This is a genomic window from Streptomyces sp. NPDC087845, from assembly GCF_044742755.1.
Lineage (GTDB): Bacteria > Actinomycetota > Actinomycetes > Streptomycetales > Streptomycetaceae > Streptomyces.
Window position 1 is genome coordinate 19,466 of record NZ_JBIUVC010000034.1, and the last position, 19,600, is coordinate 39,065.

A 19,600-nucleotide genomic window follows, 5' to 3' on the forward strand; every position below is an offset into this window, starting at 1 on the left:
ACGCGGCGACGGCGCCCACCAGCTCTCACTCTACGTGTCGCCGAGCCCCGGCGCCGCGTAGAGCTCTTCGGGTGCGGTCGGCCGCCGACCGTACGACGCTGGAGACACCGGCCTGTCGAGCGCGGGAGGAGCACAGGTCATGGCCGCTCTGATCGCCGTGAACGTCGGCATGCCCAAGGACGTCCCCTGGCACGGCGGGACCACCCACACTGGCATCTGGAAGCACCCCGTCGCCGGGCCCGTGATGGCGCGCCGCCTCAACCTGGACGGCGACGGGCAGGGTGACCTCGCCGGGCACGGCGGCGAGCAGCGTGCCGTGCTGGTCTACCAGTTGAGCTCCTATCGCCATTGGCAGGAGTACCTGAAGCGGGACGACTTCACGTACGGCCAGTTCGGCGAGAACCTCACTGTGGACGGACTCGCCGACGACGAGGTGTGCATCGGTGACCGCTACGAGATCGGCGGTGCGGTCTTCGAGGTCACCCAACCCCGCGTGACGTGCTACCGCGTGGGGTTGCGGCTCGGCGAGCCGCAGATGGCCGCCCTGCTGGTGTCCCATCGCCGCCCGGGCTTCTACATGCGGGTGCTGACTGAAGGGCGGGTGCGGGCCGGGGACGAGATCGTGAAGATCGCCTCGGGCCCCGAGGAGATGACCGTCGCGGAGATCGACGCGCTGCTCTACCTGCCCGGCCACGCCCGGCCGCAGCTCGAACGGGCCCTGCGCATCCCCGCGTTGAGCCCCGGCTGGAAGACGTCGCTGCGAGCCCTGTTCGACGACGCGGATCGCGGCTCCGGCGCCGTGGGTGGAAACCGCGGGCTGACCACCAGCAGCCCGCCGCCGGCCTGGCCCGGGTTCCGTCGGCTCGAAGTCGCCCGCATTGAGCCGGAGAGCGCGAGCATCTTCTCGCTCACTCTGGCGGCAGTTGACGGTGAGCCGCTCCCAGCCGCTCTGCCGGGGCAGTTCCTCACGGTCCGCCTGCGGCCGGACCCACAGGCTTCCCCGGTCATCCGCAACTACTCGCTCTCCGGCCGACCGGGCGCCGAGACGTACCGCATCAGTGTCAAGCAGGAGCCACACGGCGCCGCCAGCACCTACCTGCGTCAGCACGTGAAGGTGGGTGACGTTCTCGATGTCGCCGCTCCGCGCGGCACGTTCCTGCTCGCGGACGCGGACACTCCGGTCCTGCTGCTGTCCGCCGGTGTCGGTGCCACCCCGGTCCTGGCCATGCTGCACGCTCTGGCCGCGGAGCGCTCGCAGCGCGCGGTGTGGTGGCTGCACGCGGCCCGGGACGGCGAGAACCACCCGTTCACCGGCGAAGTGCGCGCACTGCTCTCCCAGCTGCCCGCAGGCCGGTCGTTCGTCTCCTACAGCCGTCCGTCCGGCGTCGACCGCCCAGGTGTCGACTACACGGTCAGTGGGCGGTTCAGTCCCGGGCGGATCCGCAGCCTGGAGCCGCCTCCGGACGCCGACGCCTACATCTGCGGGCCGAGCGCGTTCATGCGGGACATGACCGGAGCCCTGGAGGCCTGCGGCCTGCCGTCCTCCCGGATCCACACCGAGGTCTTCGGGGCCACGTCCGCCGTCACCCCCGGTGTGGTGACCGGATCCGCCCGGGCACCGCACCAGCCGGCCGCTCCTCCCGGCGGCCGCCCGGGGCCGTCCGTAGCCTTCGCGCGCAGCGGGCTGATCGTCCCCTGGCACCCTGACTACGGGACGCTGCTCGGACTCGCCGAGGCGTGCGACGTGCCCGTGCGCTGGTCCTGCCGCACCGGAATCTGTCACACCTGCGAGACCGCGCTTCTCTCCGGCCGCGTCGAGTACGCCCCGCAGCCCCTGGAGCCCCCCGCCGGAGGAAGCGCGCTCATCTGCTGTTCGACGCCCCCGGCCGACGTGGTCCTGGACATGTGACCGGATGCGTCCGTGGCCGAGGGCGCCACCGCCGACGGCGCGATACGCGTCCAAGGCCGCCGACGGAGCACCGGGTTGCGCGCGGTCGGCGCAGCTGCCTAGCGTGGTTGCGTGGGAAGGGGGGAGAAAACCGGCGGGGGTGGGTCGGTTTCGTGAGGCATCCCGCCGAACCCGCTCCTGGCATGCGTCCGAGAGGGGACTTCTCCCATGGCAAAGGTGCTTTTCATCGTCAGCGGAGCCACCTACTGGGTGTTGAAGGACGGCACGCGGCACGCGACCGGCTACTGGGCCGAGGAGTTCGCGAACCCGTACAAGATCCTCACGGACGCCGGTCACGAGGTCGTCGTCGCGACGCCGAACGGTGTGACGCCGACCGTCGACATGATGAGCCTGCGCCCCGAGATGGTCGGTGGAAACGACAGCGCCCTGGAGCTGGAGGCCATCATCCGTTCCGCGGAGGTGATGCGTCGACCGCTGCAGCTGTCGGACGTGCGCCTGGAGGACTACGACGCGGTCTACCTGCCGGGAGGTCACGGGCCGATGGCGGACCTGGCGTGGGACGCCGACGTGGGGCGGCTGCTGACCCAGCAGTTGGCCTCGGGCAACCCGCTGTTCATCGTCTGTCACGGTCCCGCCGCGATGCTGGCCACCAGGATCCACGGTGAGTCGCCGTTCAAGGGCTACAACATCACCTGCTTCACCGACGAGGAGGAGGACGGCGTCGGACTGGCCTCCAGGGCGCCGTGGCTGCTGGAGACCGACGTGAAGGCGAAGGTCGGGGTCAACTTCAGCCGTGGTCCGATCTGGGAGCCCTACATGGTCGAGGACCGCAACCTGGTGACCGGACAGAACCCGGCCTCGGCCGCGGTCCTCGGGAACCGGATGCTGGAGATCCTCAAGTGACCTGTCCTGGAGCGATCCGGCCCAGGCACGCGCCCGCGTCGCAGGACGTCGGGCGCGTGGTGTTCCGAGCGAAAGGGCCATAACGACGGAAGCGACGGTTGCCCAGGCTCTGCTGGATCGGCCCATGGCTGCTGCTGCGGCTACTCGTCCTGCCACCGCCCCGGCGCGACGCAGAGCACGTCCTGCACTGGTCCAGCTGGCGCCGACACGACCAGCACCGAGCCCGGACCTGCCACCTCGCCTGGCACGCCTACGCCGACACAACACCCTGACCAGCGACAACAGCACCCGGATCACGGACAACAGCTGCCGTGCTTCAAGCACCGTTTTCAGTGGGCGGTACCTGAGGTGATGCCCGGTTTGGCCTTTCGGCTGGGCTGGGCAGGCTGGTTGCGGCCCGCCGGTGGGGCTACGGACGTGGCAGGGTGAACAGCCCCTGCTCGGTCTCGGCCAGGATCCCCCGCTCGGCGAGCCGCTTGAGCTTGAGACGGACGTTGTTGATGTTGCCGGGAGCGATCTCCAAGTCCATCGCCTCACACACCGCCCGTGCCCGCAGCGGGGCATCGGCCGCGGCGTATACCGCCATGATCTGCTGGTAGGCCGGACGGTCCGGCAGCTTCGCGGCCGCCGGCACGGGTGGTGGCGGATCGGGCAGCTCCAGCAGCGTCTTGCGAGTGATCCGGATCTCCTCGGCGGCGGTGTCGAACCCGTCCAGCAGCGCGGTTCGCCTGAACCCGAAGGCCGAACCTACGAAAACACGACAGCCCATCCTCGGGTTCCCGCGGAAAGAGACCCGTCAACACGGCCGGACTCGACTTCTAAGACCGGCTCGTCGACGGACTCCTCGGCGCCGGAATCACCCCCCGTCACCCTCTACCACGGGCACCTGCCGCAGGCGCTCCAGGACCGCGGCGGCTGGAGCGTGCGCGAGACCGCCGAACACCTCGCCGCCTACGCCTCCGTCGTCGCCGAACGGCTCGGCGCGACCGGGTCACCCGGTGGGCCACCCTCAACGAACCGCTCTGCTCCGGATGGATCGGCCATCTGGAGGGGCGGATGGCCCCCCGGTCTGACCGATCTCACGGCGGCCGTCCGCGCCGCGGCGCCGGGCGCACGGATCGGCCTGGTCACCAACCACTCGACGGTCACGCCCGCCTCGACGCGGCCCGAGGACATCGAGGCCGCCGCCCGCATGGACGGCCACACCAACCGCTGGTGGCTCGACCCGGTGTACGGCCGCGGCTTCCCCGCCGACATGCGCGAGCTGTACGGGATCGAGCTCCCCGAGCGGTCCGGGGACCCGGAGACGATCGCCGCCCCGTTGGACTGGCACGGCCTCAACTACTACTTCCCGGTCACCGTCGCCGACGACCCGGCGGGCCCCGTCCCGTACGCCCGCGAGGTCCGCCTCCCCGACATGCCCCGCACCGGCATGGACTGGCAGATCGACGCCGGCGGCCTGGAGGCGTTCCTGCTGCGGCTCACCGAGGACTACGGCGTGCGCCGCCTGTACGTCACCGAGAACGGCTCGGCCTTCCCCGACACCGTCGGCCCCGACGGCCGGATCCACGACCCCGAGCGCACCCGCTACCTGGAGCAGCACCTCGCGGCCTGCGCCGGAGCCCTGCGCAAGGGGGCTCCGCTCGCCGGGTACTACGCCTGGTCCCTGCCCGACAACTTCGAATGGGCCTACGGCTACGACAAACGCTTCGCGCTGGTGCACGTCGACTGATCGACGCAGCGGCGCACCGTGAAGACGAGCGGACGACGGTACGCGGACATCATCCGGGCGCACCGGGAGGCCACCTCCGGCTGACCCCGGAACGGCCGTGAACGACAGAGAGCCGCTTCCCCGCCGCGCGGCGGGAAGACGGCTATCGGCATGAGCCAACCGCACCTCAGCCGCACGATTGAGCAGGTGTCAGCCGCACGAGAGCGCTCGCCGCGGGTGCGCGGGGGACATGAGCGGTGGTCCTGTGCGCAGGCCACTTCCGATCGCCCGCACGAGGGCGGAGCGGACCGAGGCCGCGCTCGGGGGAGCGGCCCCGCGACAGAGGTGTGTGCGAGGAACGTGACGGACACGGCGGAGCATGGGACTCAGCCATGGCCCTTGAGGTGGTCGATCAGGAGGTCGATGACGGCTTCGAGATGTGCGCTGTCACCGGTCGAACGGAGGATCTGGACACCGCCCTGGATTCCGGCGATGAAAGCGGCGGCGGCCCGGTCGGCGTCGAGCGCGGGGTCGACGGCACCCTTGGCCTGCATCGCGGTGATGCCCTGGTGGACGAGCCCCTGCCACCGGTTGAGCAGCGACGTGGCCACCTCGGCCGCCCCGGGCGTGCTGCCGACCTGGTTCATCAGCGTCGCGAGCGGGCAGCGCGCCCCCTGTGCCCGGTAGCGCGCCACGACCGCGTCCCGCCAGCGGGCCCAGGCCGGCCATGAGGTGAGGGCGCCGAGGTGGGGTTGCTGGTCGTCGATGACCCGGTCGGCCTCGAACCGGGCGACGGCGAGCAGGAGTTCCTCCTTGCCGCCCGGAAAGTAGTGGAACAACTGCCCCTTGCTCGTGCCGGTGATCGCCCTGATGTCATCCAGTGTCGCGGTCCCCGGGGCGTCGCCCCGCAGGTATGCCGACGCGCCCTCGATGATGCGTTGTCTGGTGGCGCGCCCCTTCGTCGTCAGTGCCATGCGTTCAGACTACTCAGATTCTGGGACAACTGGTCCACATGTGAACGACGCACACCACCGGATGCATCGCTGCTATTAACGCGAACTCATGCGTAGGGAGCATTTTCTGGACTTTAGGGTCCAAAAAATGCTCCCTACGATCGAGGATATGACGCGACGGCCCGTTCCCGACCGCGGCGTCGTCCTTGCCCCCACCGCGCACGGGACGACGGACCCGCCGTCGAGTGGTCCCGCGCGTCCACTGAACTGCGGTCCTGAAAGGGTTGTCCGAGCGGTTCTGAAAGGGCTTGCTCGACCGGGACGCCACGAAGGTCCCTTCGGTCAACCACCGTCGAACCCGGCGGAAGTCAACGAAAGAAACAGGTGTGCCGCATGCGTGCTGTGGTCGTGGAAGAGCTGGGTGGGCCGGAGGTCCTGCGGTTCCAGGAATGGCCCGACCCCGAACCGGAGCCGCGGGAGATGGTGGTCGATGTCGACTTCTCCGGTGTGAACTTCATGGACACCGGGTCCCGTACCGGAATCGGCCTGCCACGCGGTGTCCCGTTCATCCCCGGAGCCGAGGGCGCCGGCCGGGTCACCGTGCTCGGCGAGGCCGTCAGCGGGTTCGCGATCGGTGACCGGGTGGCGTGGGTCTCGGTCTACGGCAGCTACGCCGAACGTATCGCGGTGCCCGCCGATCAGGTCGTCCCGGTGCCCGATGACATCCCGAGCGATGTCGCTGCCGCGACGATGATGCAGGGACTCACCGCCCACCATTTCGTCACGGAGTCCGCACCGCTGGCCGAGGGCGAGACGGCGCTCGTGCACTCCGCCGCCGGTGGTGTGGGGCGCATGGTCACCCAGCTGCTGAAGCTGCGCGGCGTGCGGGTGATCGGCCTGGTGTCCCGTCCGGAGAAGGCTCCGGTGGCGCGGGCGGCCGGAGCGGACGAGGTGCTCATCTCCTCCGGCGGCGACTTCGTGGACCGGGTCAAGGGGCTGACCGGTGGCGAAGGGGTGCACGCGGTCTTCGACGGCGGAGGCGCCAGCACGTTCTGGCCCTCGATCGAAGTGCTGCGGCGGGTCGGCACACTGGTCTATTACGGTCCGCTGATCGGGGATATCCCGACGGTGCGGATGTTCGACCTGCCGAAGAGCGTCAAGATCACCTACGCGGTGTTCGCGGATCACATCCACAGCCGGGAACTGTTGTTGCGGCATGCCGCGGACCTGTTCGGGAAGATCCGCGAGGGCAGGCTGCGGGTCGACATCACCGAGCGCTACCCGCTGGCTGCGGCCCAGCAGGCCCACATCGACATCGAATCGAGGCGTACCACCGGCAAGCTGTTGCTGGACCCGCGTCAGGTACGGCGTGATGAACACACGGACTGACGACACCGTCGCCGACGACCGGGCCACCCGGTCGAAGACCCTCCGCCTCCCGTACGGGCGAGTCGTCGCGGCGCCGGCTCCATGGCGCCGACCGGGACGGCGATCCCGACCACGGATCACGGATCACGGCGAGTGTTCGAGGCCCGCGGCCGAGTGATCCGGTGCTCCGGATGCCGGATGTCCAGGGATCCGGTCGGGTGGTTCCGAGGCGGCGCCGGACCGGTGCCGCCAAGAGCCCTTCGCCCGTGTGGGCAGGGTTCCTCCTGCAACAGCCGGAGTCTTCCGTCGAAGCAGAAGAAGTCGGACACGTCGATTCCGCACGACGACGCGTTTCACAGCGCGGCGAAGACGATGGGCATCGACGGGTGGTGACGCGGTAGACGCCGCTGCGCGACGAGCCCCCGCTCCGGTGAACCGGGAAGGGCATCGGCCCGCACGGCGCCGGCCGGGGCGGCGAGGGCGGATTCCGGAGGACGGGCACACGGCAGGCTCCGGCAGTCCCCGATCGCCGGGCCGGGGTGCTGCGGGACGGGCCGACAGTCCGATGGCCCGACGCTCCGCCTCACGCGCCGGTCTGCGCATAGTCGGGCAGCACCAACGCCGAGTGGGCCGCGCGTCCTTCCGCCGCGCCCGCTGTCGCCATCGTCCTCGCGGCTGCTCGCGGATCGCGTATCGCCGCGTTGCGGGCGTCCAACTCCTCCCGCGTCGTGGGTGCCACCACCGTGCCACCGCTGGTGGCCAGCGCCTGGTTGCGTTCCGCGAAGGGCCGCATTCTGCGCTCGTAGGCCGCGAAGGCGTCCGCGTGGTCCGCGTGCGTGGCCAGTTCACCGGCGAGGACGTACGCACCGACCAGCGAGACACTCGACCCCTGGCCGGAGAGGAACGAGGTCGCGTGCGCGGCGTCGCCCGCCAGCGCGACCCGACCGCGTGACCACGTACGCATGTGGATCTGGCTCACGATGTCGAAGAAGAGGTCGTCGGCCTCCCGCATCGCCTCCACCAGGCGCGGCACGTGCCAGGCCCGCTCCGGGAAGCGCTCCGTGACCAGGGCGCGCTGGGCCCTCGGGTCGCGGAACGCGTCGAAGGGAGGGGTCTCGCAAGTGAAGGTGAGGAAGCCGTGCACGCGCTCGGACGGCTCGTGGGCGTAGAGGACCGCACTGCGTCCCGGTTCGTTCCAGATGGCGGCCTCGTGCGCGAGCCCGAACTCGTTGGGCAGCGTGAAACCCGCGAAGACGTGTCCGAGGTAGTGGTGGAAGGGCTCCTCGGGGCCGAAGACCAGCCGCCGCGTGTTCGAGTGCAGTCCGTCCGCGCCGACCACGAGGTCGAAGGTGCGGTGCGTGCCGCTGTCGAGGACGACGTGTACGGCGTCCCCGTCGTCGTCCAGCGTTGCGATCGAGTCGTCGAAGAGGAACTCGACCCGGTTCCGCAACGGCGCGTACAGCGCGTCGGCCAGGTCGCCGCGCCGGACCTCGAGGTCCAGCCCCGCCTCCCCGCCGGTCATCTGCTCGGGCTGCAACGAGCCGACCGTACCGCCCGCCCCGTCCACGAAAGTGATCCGCCGGCTGTCGACATGCGCCTCGCGCAGGCGCGGCAGCAGGCCCATGCGGTCCACGACCTCGCGGGCGGTGCCGCGTATGTCGATCGCGTATCCGCCGCCGCGCACGGCGGCCGCCTTCTCGACGACGGTCACCTCGAAGCCGTACCGGTCGAGCCAGTACGCGAGCGCGGGGCCCGCGATGCTCGCTCCGGAGATCAGTACGCGGCGGGCTGGACGGGACGGGTGGGCCATGGCTTCTCGCCCTTCCGCCGGGGTGTGCCCGGCACGGAGGCGGTACGCAGTGCCCGATGAGTGGCAAAGATGCGTACCTTAGGTATCCTTATGGAGATAACGCGGCGCCCTCGCAGGCGCCGGTCCACTCCTCACTATAGATACCTAACTCAGGTATGTAAATGGAGATGCCGCATGACACCCGAGTTCCCCGGGGTGCCCGAGCCGGAGAAGCCCCACCCCGATCTGCTCGCGGTGCTCCCGCGGATCACGCAGCTCAGTGCCGCCTTCACCAAGGGCCGACTCGCCGAACGCGCGACCGAGGCCGCCGGTTTCGCCCTCGACCGCCCCGCCATGGGTGTGCTGCTCTCCCTCCGTACGGCCGGCAAGCCCCTGAGGATCGGCGAGATCGCCGACCGCATGCAGGTCGTGGGCCCACACGTCACCCGCCAGGTCCAAGCCCTGGAGAAGCGCAGCCTGGTACGTCGGGTCGCCGACCCGCACGACCGCCGCGCGAGCCTCATCGAACCGACCGGGACGGGCGCGGAGGCTGCCGACCGGTACGTCGCCGCCCTCCTGGGCTGGTTCGCCGAAGCGCTCACCGACTGGCCGCAGCAGGACCGCGACGACCTCGCCCGGCTGCTCGCCCGTCTCGTCGACGACGTGACGGCCCGGCTGGCGCGGCTCGACGAGGACGCGGAGAGCTGAACGATCACCCCTCACCCGGTGCCTGCGCCCCCGCCCCCGACGCCGCGCTCCATGCGTACGGGCGACTCGACGAGCCCACGGACGTGCCGGGGCGCGGGAAACGTGACGAAGCCCTTCCCCGATGGGGAAGGGCTTCGTGTTCGAGCGCCGGGCAGGCCTTGCACCTGCATCTCCCCGCAGGAAGCGGGGCGTCTTTCCTTGGACCACCAACGCACCGTCAGTCACCGCGAGTTGCGGCGAACTGCCAAGATCAACCTTAGCGCATGCGGGCCGTGGGCCGACCCCGGCCCACGCGTGACGGTCGCTGCGGGGATTTCGGCCCGGTGACGCCGAGGGCGACCGCGGCGCGGCCTTCACGGTGGTGGCGCGGTCGCAACACCCGCCGCACGGGTCCACGGGACGGTGTTCCGGCGGCCCGGGGGGCGGAGACTTCTTGCCGAGGATTCCGATCTGGATCTGGGCCCTGGTGACAGGCCCCCGGACCCTACCTGTGGGTCCGGGGGCCGTCGTTACAGTTCGATCCACGGCAGGTATACGGCTCCGGTGACGCGAGCAATCCACGACGAGGTGACGTGTGAAACGCAGTGATCGGATACGCCTGGGTATGCGCGCGAGCGCCGGGCAGACGGCAATCGAGTACCTGGCCCTGCTCGGGATCGTCGCCGTCGTGGTCGGCGCGATCGCCGCAGCGACCATCGGGGGCGACATCTCCCGCTTCGCGCACGATCAGGTCTGCCGCATCGGTGCGACGGCGGGCGGTGGCAGCGGCTGCCTCGACGACAACGATGTCAGCCGTGCCTACCGACAGACCGGTTCCGACGACGACCCCGTCAAGCCCGGCACCCTCCTCCGTGCCGAAGCCGGCGAGCCCGTCAGGAAGTCCGTCGGCAAGACCCCCGGCAAGACGGTGAACGCGCTCCCCGACCTGTGCTTCGAGCCGCGGGAATCGCAGTCGTCGGTGTCCGTTCCGGGCAGTGGTGTTCTCGGCAAGGCGGCCGCCTGGGGGTACTCCTGGCTGGTCAACTTCGTCATCGACAAGATCGACAACGAGAAGAACAAGGAGAAGCGGGTCAAGCTGGCGCTCGCGGACCTCGCCTACTGCCTCCCCGACTACAACATCGTCATCGCGCAGCCGCATGAAGGCAATCTGCAGGAGATGGACGGTACGGCGCTGATCGAGACGGTGGAGATCAGCGGCACCACGTACCGCGTGTACGCGTTCAAGACCGGCAAGTTCACTTGGGCGGACGACGCCGACCTCGGATGGAAGAACCGCGCGTTCCACGGCGTGTTCGACGTCAGCGAGGACCGCCGCACCGTCACGTTCCAGGAGCCGCCCCGTCCCAAGCGGAAGGAGGGCTGGAAGCCCGGCGACGAGGGCTGCCAGGTCGAGGGACAGGAACCGCCCGATCGGAGCCGGTACTACGACACGTATTCCCCGCTGGACGACGAGGGATCGACGCAGGCGGTGCGGATGCTCGTGAACGACATGCGTCGCTGCTACCCCGACTACAACGTGGTTGCGATGCACTCGGAACAGTCGTCGCACTGGGTCGAGGAGCCGGATTCGTTCGTCCATCGGGGCAGGTACCGGCTGAACTCCAACGAATACCACGGCGCCGAGAACGGGGACGACATCGCCTCGGGCCGGGGCGTGTTCGACATCTACGTCTTCGACAAGGGCAAGTTCAGCAACGACGGCGACGGCGGCTACATCAACTGGGCCTTCTACGGCGACTTCACCCGCGACGGATCGGAGGTGGCCTTCGAGCAGCCGGAACCCGCCGACCTGGAGGCCGACTCCACCGCCACCGGATCGGGCACGGTCAACTTCGACGACGAGTCACCGAAGTACACGGACGGCGGGCCGTACCCCGGTACCGGTTACTCCGGCAAGGTGCCGGGCGACGACGCCGAGCTGACCCACTCGCTGATCGACGAGTACAGCCGCAGTTTCCCCGGCAAGAACATCATCGTGGCGAAATCGTTCAACAACCTCTCCTTCTCCGGGGTGTCCGGCCTTGAGCATCTCGCGGTGGTGGACGGTGTCGACGTGTTCGCCCTCGACAGCGGAACCATCACCAACAAGGGGGACGGCAGCTGGAAGAACTGGGGCTTCACCGGCAACTTCGATTACGCCGAGGACGCGAAGGAGGTGACCTTCAGTGACCGGTGAGGAAGACCTCGACCGCGCGCCCGTCGAGGGCCGAGGGGGGCCGTCGAAGACGCAGTACCCCGTTGACGGGCCACCCGGAGCGTTCCGGGTCGTGGCCGAGGCGCTCGTCCGCCAGTGCGGCCACCCGCTGTGCCAGCGTCGCCAACTGTGCTTCGCGGCGGACTGCCGCCCGGGCCAGGCGCTTGATGTCTTCGGCCCATGCTCCGATGGCCGAGTCGGCCTCGCCGATGCGGACGAAACCACGGTCCACGAGCCCGTAGGCGTCACCGGTGCGGTGCCTCGCCGCAGCTTTGACGGCGCCGATCGCGTTGGCCAGGGCACTGGCCGGCCGCGACCATTCTCCCTCGCGGGCCCGTGCCGCCGGATTCCCCTCGTCGTAGTCCGCCTCGTCGGCGACGGACTGCGCGCGCACCGACAAGTCCAGTCGCCAGAACAGCGGCACCTGTTCGAAACGGACGAACAACAGGCGGCGGCGGTCGGAATGGAGGAAGTCCGGATCGACGCGTACTTCCGCCACCGGGTGCACCAGGTGCAGGAGCGCTCCGACCTGTGCCAGGCACGCGGCGAAGCGATCGTCGGGAACGATCCACTCGACGTCGATATCGCTGTAGACGCCCGCGCTGCCCGCCGCGAGTGACCCCAGAAGCGTTGCCTTCGAACCGGGACAACCTCGTTCAAGCACAGCCCGCACCCCGGTCGCCAGGTCTTCGCGGTCACCTCGGAACTCCATCCCAGAAGCGTAGAACCGCCTGCGCGCAGGTGCCGTCAACTTCGTTTGGATTCCTGGTCGGTCATCGAGCCGGCCCGCCGGTGGATGTGCGGGGGAGCGGGCGACAGCCCCAGCGGCCCGGCGACCGCGCCGCCCGATCGGATACCCGCGTCGGAGGCCGAGCCGCAGGACGCGCAGCCGGTGTCGACGCGTTCCTGCCGTATCCCGTCCGAGGCGTCCCCGCCGGAGCCCGTGCCGGAAGCCATGCCGGGGGCTGGGGTCTTCTGCCGGGTGAAGGACCTTCGTTCACGACCTGGTCCTCAGTGGTCATGGTCCTGCGAAGAGGCGGTTAGGCGATGCCTTCCCTGCCCTTCTCCATCGCCGGACGGTCCCATTCGGCCAGGCGCTCCACTTCGGGCTGCGGCGGATACAGCACAGCTTCAGCGGCGGCCAGGTCGACGGCGATACTCAAGGTCACCCATTGCGTACCGTCGAACTCCTGGACGGCGCGCGGCGCGTCTGGATCGACGTGGGCCGCGCGCTGCGGCCCGTCGGTGAGGGCACCGCCCGCAGCCGGCCCGTGACCCTGGCCCGCCGCTCGGCGCGCTTTCGCGCCCATTCTGCCAGCGGCTCGTCTTCCATGAGGGCCAGGATGCCGTTTCCGATACCGGACCTGGGCGTTGATCGGGGAAAGATACCCGAAGGTGAATGGCCGGACCCGCTGGGGCTACGTGCCCCCCATCGAGACAAGGAGGACCATGCCATGGCCGATGGAGCCGGTGCGTACATGTACGAGACGCTGTACGAGGAGCCGCTATCGGGCCGACCGCCCCGTACCGCCCGACCTCGCAGATCAGGCACCGGCAACTCGTCACGCGTCAGCCGGCAGGCTTCTGAAGAGGGGCCGGTTTGGTGGTGAGCAGCGCGGTGATCTCCTGGGCGAGCTCCGGGCCGAGTTCGCCCCAGCCGTCCTTGTAGCCGTAGACGCTCGCCAAGGTGCGGGCGTCGTAGTCGCCGTTCATGATCTCGATGTCGGTGGTGGTGATGAGTGCCGGGTGGGCGACGCCGACAGCTCCCGAGACCTTCAGCAACTCCTTACGCAGGGTGCGCAGGTAAACAGCGGCCCGGGTGGCCTTCGAGGGCGCATCGACGCCGCGCACCAGCCACGGGTCCTGGGTGGCGATGCCGGTGGGGCACTTGTCGGTGTGGCATTTCTGCGCCTGGATGCAGCCGATGGACAGCATTGCCTCGCGGGCGACGTTGATCATGTCGACGCCCAGGGCGAAGGCGACGGCGGCGTTCTCGGGCAGGCCGAGCTTGCCGGAGCCGATGAAGGTGAGGTCGTCGGTCAGACCCTGCTCGGCGAACGTGCTGTAGACGCGGGAGAAGCCCATCCGGAACGGCAGCGACACCGAGTCGGTGAAGATCAGAGGAGCCGCCCCGGTGCCGCCCTCGCCTCCGTCGATGGTCACGAAGTCGACCCCGCGATCACCACGCGCCATCAGCATGGCCAGCTCCTGCCAGAAGCTCATCTCCCCCACAGCGCTCTTGATCCCGACCGGCAGACCGGTCTCGGCAGCGAGCAGCTCCACGAAGTCGAGCATCGAGTCGACGTCGTGGAACGCGGTGTGCCGAGAGGGGGAGGCGCAGTCCTTGCCGGCCGGAATGCCGCGGATCCTGGCGATCTCGGGGGTCACCTTCGCGCCCGGCAGCATCCCACCGAGCCCCGGCTTGGCGCCCTGGGAGAGCTTGATCTCTATCGCCTTGACAGGGGCGCCTGCGACCACGTCCTTGAGCTTGTCGAGGTTGAAGGTGCCGTCCTCGTTGCGGCAACCGAAGTACGACGTCCCGATCTGGAGGACGAGGTCACCGCCATTGCGGTGGTACGGCGAGAGGCCGCCCTCGCCCGTGTTATGCATCGCGCCGGCCAGCGCCGCACCCTTGTTGAGCGCCATGATGGCCGCGCCGGACAGCGATCCGAAGCTCATCGCCGAGATGTTCACGACGCTCGCCGGCCGGAACGCCTTGGCGCGCCCGCGCGGGCCGCCCAGCACCTTGGCCGAGGGCAGCGGGCCCTGCGGGTCGTGCAGATCGGGCAGCGTGCCGGCGAACGTCCGCTGCTTCACGTACGCGTGCCCTTGCACGTGCTCGACGTCTACGTCGGTTCCGAACCCGAAGTAGTTGTTCTCTTCCTTTGCCGACGCATAGATCCAGGTGCGCTGGTCACGGCTGAACGGGCGTTCTTCCTCGTTGGACGTCACGACGTACTGGCGCAGTTCCGGCCCGATCGTCTCCAACAGGTACCTGGCGTGCCCGATCACGGGGAAGTTTCTGAGCAGTGCGTGCTTCTTCTGGACGAGGTCGCGGGCAGCCACCAGCGCCAATGCTGTTGCGGCGGCCGCGCCGATGCTCCGAGCGCGCATGAACGTTCCTCTCCTCGACTGCTCGATACCCGACTCCATCGCTGCGCGGCGGACGTCGTGGGCGTTGGGTAGCGGACACGGCCAGGCAGGCACCGGCGTCCGACGACGAAACGCCACATGATGTTAGAGGTCTCGCAGATGGGCGGACGCGGCAGGGTGGATGAAGCTTCCCCGTGATCGTGGACACCTGGAGACTGAGGCGTGAGGGCCCAGAGGAAGCAGTGTCGGGTGGGAAGCAAGTACACGAAGCGGTACTCGGAGGAGTGCGAGCGGGACACGGTCGAACTCGTGCGGTCGTCGGGCCGGACGGTGACCGAAGCCGCCCGGGAGCTCGGGGTCCGCTCGGAGTCCTTGCGGGGGCGTATGGAGAAGGCCCGCGCCGCGCAGGACACCGGATCGGGACCCGGTGCCGTGCGGACCGTCGACGACCGGGACGAGGAACTGAAGCGGCTGCGGAAGCTGACCGCCGAACAGGCATGTGTCAGCCCAGGCGCAGGAGCCGCTCAGCGTTGCTGTGGGCGATTTTGTTCAGGTCGGCGTCGCTGAGGGGGAGGTTGCGGAGGAACTCGGTGGCCTGGGTGCTCGACTCGTACGGGTAGTCGATGGCGAAGCAGATGTTGTCGACGCCGACGGTGAGGACGGCTCCCAGCAGTGCGCTGGTGGCGGTGACGCCGCTGGTGGTGATGTGGAAGTTGTCGATGAAGTACTCGGAGGGCTTCTTGGCCAGTTTCACCTCGGTGTCGACGTAGGGCAGCCGGGTGTCGATCCGGGACAGGTGGAAGGGCAGCATCTCGCCCATGTGGCCGAGGATGACCTTGGCGGTAGGAAACCGGTCGAACAGGCCGCTGCAGATCAGGCGGAGCGCGTGGGCGCCGGTTTCGGCGGTCCAGGCGTAGGTGGGGCCGATCAGCTCGGGGCGGCCTTCGAACACCGGCCAGCCCAGGGGTGCGCTGTTGGGGTGCAGATACAACGGCACGTCGTGTCCGGCGAGTGCTTCCCAGAACACCTGAAACTGAGGTTCGTCGAGGTAGTGGCCCAGGGTATGGCCGTTGACCAGAACGCCGGACAGGCCGAGGTCGTTCAGGGCCCGGTCGAGTTCGCGCACGGCGGCGGCCGGATCCTGCAGGGGCATCGCGGCAAGCCCCGCGAACCGGTCCGGATGCTCTTCGACGACGCCGGCGAGGACGTCGTTGGCCAGTTGCGCGTCGGAGACGGCAATGGCGGCGTCGGGTTGCATCTGCACGCCGGGCGTGGTCAGGGACAGCACCTGCATGTCGACACCGTGCTCGTCCATGTCCTTCAGGCGCAGTTCGCTGAACTCGGGCAGCCGGCGTTCCAGGTCAGCCAGTACACCGGGCCGGAACTTCGTCGGCTGGTGGAGGGCGGCTCCGGCGGTGGCCATGCCGGGTACGCTGAAGGCTTCCTCGAGCGCGATGATTTTCATGGTGGTTCCCGTCTTCCTCGGTCGTCGTGCATCGGATCGGGCGGAGCGCGCCGGATCGCCGCGGTGACCCGCACGGGCAGCGGCCGGCGCACCGTCCGGTACGTCGCCTGTGTCCCGCGCGTGCGTCACTGGGGATTCGCTGCCGTCCCCCGGGTCGGTCGAAGTGCCTTGCGGGTGAGGTCGGCGAGGGTGGGGTAGCCGTCGATCGCCATGATGAGATCCGCCTCGGCGAGCAGGGCGCGCAGCACATGCACGACGCCCTGTGTGCCGCCGGTCGCCAGCCCGTAGGCGTACGGCCGGCCCACGGCCACCGCGGTGGCGCCCAGCGCCACCGCCTTGACGATGTCGGCGCCCGACCGGACGCCCGAGTCGAAGACCACCGGCAGTCCGTCCGCGGCATCCACCACGGCCGGGAGGGTGTCCAGGGCGGGCAGCCCGCCGTCGGCCTGTCGGCCGCCGTGGTTGGAGCAGTACACCCCGTCCATTCCCGCGTCCCTCGCGCGCCGCACGTCGTCGGGGTGGCAAATGCCCTTCAGCAGCAGGGGCAGCTGGGTGATCGAGCGCAGCCAGGGCAGGTCGTCCCAGGTCAGCGGGTTGCCGAAGGTCTTCGCCCAGTGGGCGACCGCGGCGGGCGGGTCCTCCTCGGGCGTGCGGTCCAGCCTGGAGCGGAAGACCGGGTCGGAGGTGTAGTTCGCCAGGCAGTTGCCGCGGAGCTGCGGGAAGTTGCTGGTGGACAGGTCGCGCGGTCGCCAGCCGGTGAGCCAGGTGTCCAGCGTGACCACGATGCCCTTGAAGCCGGCTGTCTCCGCGCGGTGCACCAGGCTCTCGGCCAGCTCCCGGTCGTCCGGGGGGTAGAGCTGGAAGAAGCCGGGGACCCCGCCGAACTGCTCCGCGACCTCCTCCATCGGATCGACCGTGAGAGTGGAGGCGATCATCGGCACTCCGGTGCCGGCCGCCGCCCGGGCGACCGCCAGGTCCCCGTGGCCGTCCTGGGCGCACAGCCCGATCACCCCGATCGGGGCCATCATCAGCGGGGAGGGCAGCCGGAGGCCGAAGAGGTCCACCGACAGGTCGCGCTCGACCGCGCCCACCAGCATCCGTGGAATGAGCCCCCACTCGGTGAAGGCGTCGACATTGGCCCGCTGGGTGTGCTCGTTGCCGGCCCCGCCGGCGACATACGACACGAGGGACGGCGGCAGGGCGGCCCGAGCCCTGGCCTCCAGCTCTTCGAATGACATCGGGAACGGCGGAACGATGCCCCGCAGCCCGTCCTGGTAGATCTCGTCCTGGTAGTCACCGAACTGCGCGGTCATCTGCAAGTCTCCTGACACTCAGCGGACGGGCTGGGGTGTCCGTCCGGTGCAGCATGAGTACGCGGTCCGCCGCCGTTCCTTCACGGCTCGGGCCTCAGCGACACGGCCGTGAGTTCGAAAATGCTGCTTCGAATATGGAGGACGCCGGTGCCCGCCGCAAAGCGGCGCTGATCCGCTACTCGGCCCACCCAGGTCGTCCCACTCGCAGCCGCATGGACCCGGACGCGTAGATCGCCCGGCCCGGCCCCCGGGTTCCGGGAGATCCAGGACGCGCAGCACCTCAGGTCCGCCAAATCCTCATTTCGATCGGACAGCTCTCCAACTTCGATCGACTGTCCCGACGGTCGGACGTGTTCCCCGGCGAGTGAGGTTCTCCTGTTGGAACCGGCCGGGCCGGAATAGGCGACTCTGGCGGTGTGACGGCCATGCGCCGCTGTCGTAGGGCGGCCGGAAGGCGTCGTCCGGGAGGGGGCGCTGCCGGTGGCCGCGCCGAGGGGAGACGCGCGCGGAGGAATGAAGCGGATCGTCATCGTCGGAGCCTCGGCCGCAGGCCTGACCGCGGCCGAGACCCTCCGCCGCCGAGGCTGGGGCGGTCATCTCACCCTGATTGGCGAGGAGCCTCATCCGCCGTACGACCGGCCGCCACTGTCCAAGCAGATCCTCACGGGCGCCTGGGAGCCCGAACGGGCCACCCTGCGCCCCCTGCAGGATCTTGCGCGGCTGGAGGCCGACCTGCGGCTCGGACAGTGTGCCGCCGCCCTCGACGTCCCAGGCCGCCGGGTGCGCCTGGGCAACGGCGAGAGCATCGGCTTCGACGGTTTGATCATTGCTACCGGTGTGGCCCCCCGGCGCCTGCCCGACAGCGATCTGGCCGGGGTCCATGTCCTGCGCACACTCGACGACGCGCTCGCCCTGCGCGCCAAGCTGCTCGCAGGACCCGACGTGGTCGTGGTCGGTGCCGGATTCCTCGGCACCGAAGTCGCCGCGGCAGCCCGGACCATGGGCCTGAAGGTGACCCTGGTCGAGCCGGAACCCGTCCCGGTACGGCGCCCGTTCGGGGACCGCATCGGCACGCTCGTCGCCGAACTGCACCGCGATCACGGAACGAGCCTGCGCTGCGCCGTGCCGGTCACCCGGCTGCGCGGCGCGGGCGGCCGGGTCACCGGGGTGGAACTCGACGACGGCACCACGCTGTCGGCCGACGTCGTCGTCCTGGCCCTCGGCTCCACTCCCTCGACCGGCTGGCTGGCGGGTTCGGGCCTGCGCCTGGCGGACGGGGTGCTGTGCGACGCGCTGTGTCAGGCCGCACCCGGCGTCTACGCCGCCGGCGACATCGCCTCCTGGCATAACCCGCACTTCGGCATCCGCATGCGACTGGAGCACCGGATGAACGCCACCGAACAGGCCATGGCCGCAGCCGGCAACCTGCTCGGCGACGCCATCCCGTTCGCTCCCGTGCCCTACTTCTGGACCGACCAGTACGACACCAGGATCCAGGCGTACGGCATCTTCCCTCCGGGTGCGGACCTGCGGCTTGTCTATGGCACCGCGTCGAGCAGCCACTTCACCGCCGCCTACGGCCACCACGGGAGGGTGGTCGGCGTACTCGGCTGGAACACTCCGCGCCAGCTACGCACGCTGCGCCGCTTCGTCGTCGAACGAGCGTCGTGGACGGCTTTCACGGCCACACCCGCGCCCCACCACGGGCGCCGACAGCTTCCCCCGAACGGTCACGGCCTCAGTCGACCGCGGTCTGCGAGGGCTCGGTCAGGTCGACCGTCTCACATCGCCGTTTGCGTTTCCGCGACGGCGTGCACGTCTCCACGACAAAGTGTTCAGGAGGGCCCATGTTGACAGGTGTCAGGTTCCCGTCACAGGAGATTGGTTCGGATCGTGCAGTAGTGCGCGATTGGGCTCTGCAGGCGGCCGATGCCGGCTTCTCCTACATCGTGGTGAACGACCACGTAGTGGGTGTGGACCCGGATTCGCGGCCCGACTACGGTGCCGGATTCCCGGGCGGTGCGCAACGGACGGCGGCGGCCTACTCGGTGGACACCGAGTTCCACGAGCCGCTGACGACCATCGCCCACCTCGCGGCGCTCTGCCCGGACCTCGGCTTTTCGACCGGTGTACTGGTCTGTCCACAGCGACAGACGGCGCTCGTCGCGAAGCAGGCCGCGCAGGTCGACATCCT

At 69.6% G+C, this 19,600-nt stretch carries 16 protein-coding genes and 3 pseudogenes; 10 read left to right on the plus strand and 9 right to left on the minus strand.

Annotation, left to right across the window (positions count from 1 at the left end; translation table 11 throughout):
* Positions 1-139: 139 nt before the first annotated feature.
* The 3 genes from ACIOMQ_RS40285 (at position 140) to ACIOMQ_RS40295 (ending at position 3,084) form a co-directional block, all read left to right on the plus strand.
* Positions 140-1,909 carry an MOSC domain-containing protein gene (locus ACIOMQ_RS40285; protein WP_401270424.1) on the plus strand — a complete coding sequence of 590 codons (1,770 nt, stop codon included), beginning with the start codon at positions 140-142 and terminating at the stop codon, positions 1,907-1,909.
* 207 nt (positions 1,910-2,116) lie between these two features.
* Positions 2,117-2,812 (plus strand): type 1 glutamine amidotransferase domain-containing protein, encoded by a 696-nt coding sequence (locus tag ACIOMQ_RS40290; RefSeq protein WP_266744792.1) that lies wholly within the window; start codon positions 2,117-2,119, stop codon positions 2,810-2,812.
* A gap of 98 nt (positions 2,813-2,910) precedes the next feature.
* Positions 2,911-3,084 (plus strand): hypothetical protein, encoded by a 174-nt coding sequence (locus tag ACIOMQ_RS40295; RefSeq protein ID WP_401270427.1) that lies wholly within the window; start codon positions 2,911-2,913, stop codon positions 3,082-3,084.
* 137 nt (positions 3,085-3,221) lie between these two features.
* Here the strand turns inward: ACIOMQ_RS40295 and ACIOMQ_RS40300 are convergent, their stop codons facing one another.
* Entirely contained in the window at positions 3,222-3,581 is a 360-nt protein-coding gene (locus ACIOMQ_RS40300) for a hypothetical protein (protein WP_402192700.1), read from the minus strand.
* A 14-nt stretch (positions 3,582-3,595) separates the two neighbouring features.
* Between ACIOMQ_RS40300 and ACIOMQ_RS40305 the strand changes: the two are divergent.
* Positions 3,596-4,628, plus strand: a pseudogene (locus tag ACIOMQ_RS40305) (family 1 glycosylhydrolase); the annotation flags it as partial.
* A gap of 281 nt (positions 4,629-4,909) precedes the next feature.
* On the opposite strand, the gene ACIOMQ_RS40310 reads toward ACIOMQ_RS40305, so the two are convergent.
* Positions 4,910-5,497: a TetR/AcrR family transcriptional regulator gene (locus tag ACIOMQ_RS40310; RefSeq protein WP_402192702.1), complete on the minus strand. Its 588-nt coding sequence runs from the start codon at positions 5,495-5,497 to the stop codon at positions 4,910-4,912.
* A gap of 372 nt (positions 5,498-5,869) precedes the next feature.
* On the opposite strand from ACIOMQ_RS40310, the gene ACIOMQ_RS40315 reads away from it, so the two are divergent.
* Positions 5,870-6,865 carry a quinone oxidoreductase family protein gene (locus tag ACIOMQ_RS40315; RefSeq protein WP_402192704.1) on the plus strand — a complete coding sequence of 332 codons (996 nt, stop codon included), beginning with the start codon at positions 5,870-5,872 and terminating at the stop codon, positions 6,863-6,865.
* 562 nt (positions 6,866-7,427) lie between these two features.
* Here ACIOMQ_RS40315 and ACIOMQ_RS40320 read toward each other — a convergent pair.
* Positions 7,428-8,654, minus strand: a complete 1,227-nt coding sequence (locus ACIOMQ_RS40320) for an FAD-dependent monooxygenase (RefSeq protein ID WP_362210853.1) — start codon at positions 8,652-8,654, stop codon at positions 7,428-7,430.
* Between the two features lie 174 nt (positions 8,655-8,828).
* On the opposite strand from ACIOMQ_RS40320, the gene ACIOMQ_RS40325 reads away from it, so the two are divergent.
* Together ACIOMQ_RS40325 and ACIOMQ_RS40330 are read left to right on the plus strand one after the other, a co-directional pair.
* Complete coding sequence (locus tag ACIOMQ_RS40325) at positions 8,829-9,341, plus strand: MarR family winged helix-turn-helix transcriptional regulator (RefSeq protein ID WP_401270434.1); 513 nt, start codon at positions 8,829-8,831, stop codon at positions 9,339-9,341.
* Between the two features lie 574 nt (positions 9,342-9,915).
* A complete protein-coding gene (locus ACIOMQ_RS40330) occupies positions 9,916-11,517 on the plus strand; it encodes a hypothetical protein (protein ID WP_401943738.1) in 1,602 nt (533 codons plus the stop codon).
* Here ACIOMQ_RS40330 and ACIOMQ_RS40335 read toward each other — a convergent pair.
* The 4 genes and pseudogenes from ACIOMQ_RS40335 to ACIOMQ_RS40350 form a co-directional block, all read right to left on the minus strand.
* Positions 11,504-12,247, minus strand: a complete 744-nt coding sequence (locus ACIOMQ_RS40335; protein WP_401943735.1) for a hypothetical protein — start codon at positions 12,245-12,247, stop codon at positions 11,504-11,506. The genes ACIOMQ_RS40330 and ACIOMQ_RS40335 overlap by 14 nt on opposite strands.
* A 35-nt stretch (positions 12,248-12,282) precedes the next feature.
* Positions 12,283-12,492, minus strand: coding sequence for a hypothetical protein (locus tag ACIOMQ_RS40340; protein WP_401943732.1), 210 nt, complete (start codon positions 12,490-12,492; stop codon positions 12,283-12,285).
* A gap of 83 nt (positions 12,493-12,575) precedes the next feature.
* Positions 12,576-13,015 (minus strand): annotated as a pseudogene (locus tag ACIOMQ_RS40345) (DUF6087 family protein).
* Between the two features lie 89 nt (positions 13,016-13,104).
* Positions 13,105-14,649: an FMN-binding glutamate synthase family protein gene (locus ACIOMQ_RS40350; protein WP_401943728.1), complete on the minus strand. Its 1,545-nt coding sequence runs from the start codon at positions 14,647-14,649 to the stop codon at positions 13,105-13,107.
* Positions 14,650-14,877: 228 nt separating this feature from the next.
* Here ACIOMQ_RS40350 and ACIOMQ_RS40355 point away from each other — a divergent pair, with 228 nt between their 5' ends.
* On the plus strand, positions 14,878-15,195 hold the full coding sequence (locus tag ACIOMQ_RS40355; RefSeq protein ID WP_402192706.1) for a transposase: 318 nt from the start codon (positions 14,878-14,880) through the stop codon (positions 15,193-15,195).
* On the opposite strand, the gene ACIOMQ_RS40360 is transcribed toward ACIOMQ_RS40355, so the two are convergent.
* Entirely contained in the window at positions 15,131-16,093 is a 963-nt protein-coding gene (locus tag ACIOMQ_RS40360; RefSeq protein WP_362210829.1) for an amidohydrolase family protein, read from the minus strand. The genes ACIOMQ_RS40355 and ACIOMQ_RS40360 overlap by 65 nt on opposite strands.
* A gap of 125 nt (positions 16,094-16,218) precedes the next feature.
* Positions 16,219-17,406 carry a lactate 2-monooxygenase gene (locus ACIOMQ_RS40365; RefSeq protein ID WP_402192708.1) on the minus strand — a complete coding sequence of 396 codons (1,188 nt, stop codon included), beginning with the start codon at positions 17,404-17,406 and terminating at the stop codon, positions 16,219-16,221.
* A gap of 513 nt (positions 17,407-17,919) precedes the next feature.
* Between ACIOMQ_RS40365 and ACIOMQ_RS40370 the strand changes: the two genes are divergently transcribed.
* Both ACIOMQ_RS40370 and ACIOMQ_RS40375 read left to right on the plus strand, forming a co-directional pair.
* The gene (locus ACIOMQ_RS40370) at positions 17,920-19,260 is read left to right on the plus strand and encodes an NAD(P)/FAD-dependent oxidoreductase (protein WP_402192710.1); all 1,341 of its coding nucleotides are present in this window, start codon (positions 17,920-17,922) and stop codon (positions 19,258-19,260) included.
* A 47-nt stretch (positions 19,261-19,307) separates the two neighbouring features.
* Positions 19,308-19,600: pseudogene (locus ACIOMQ_RS40375) on the plus strand (hypothetical protein); the annotation flags it as partial.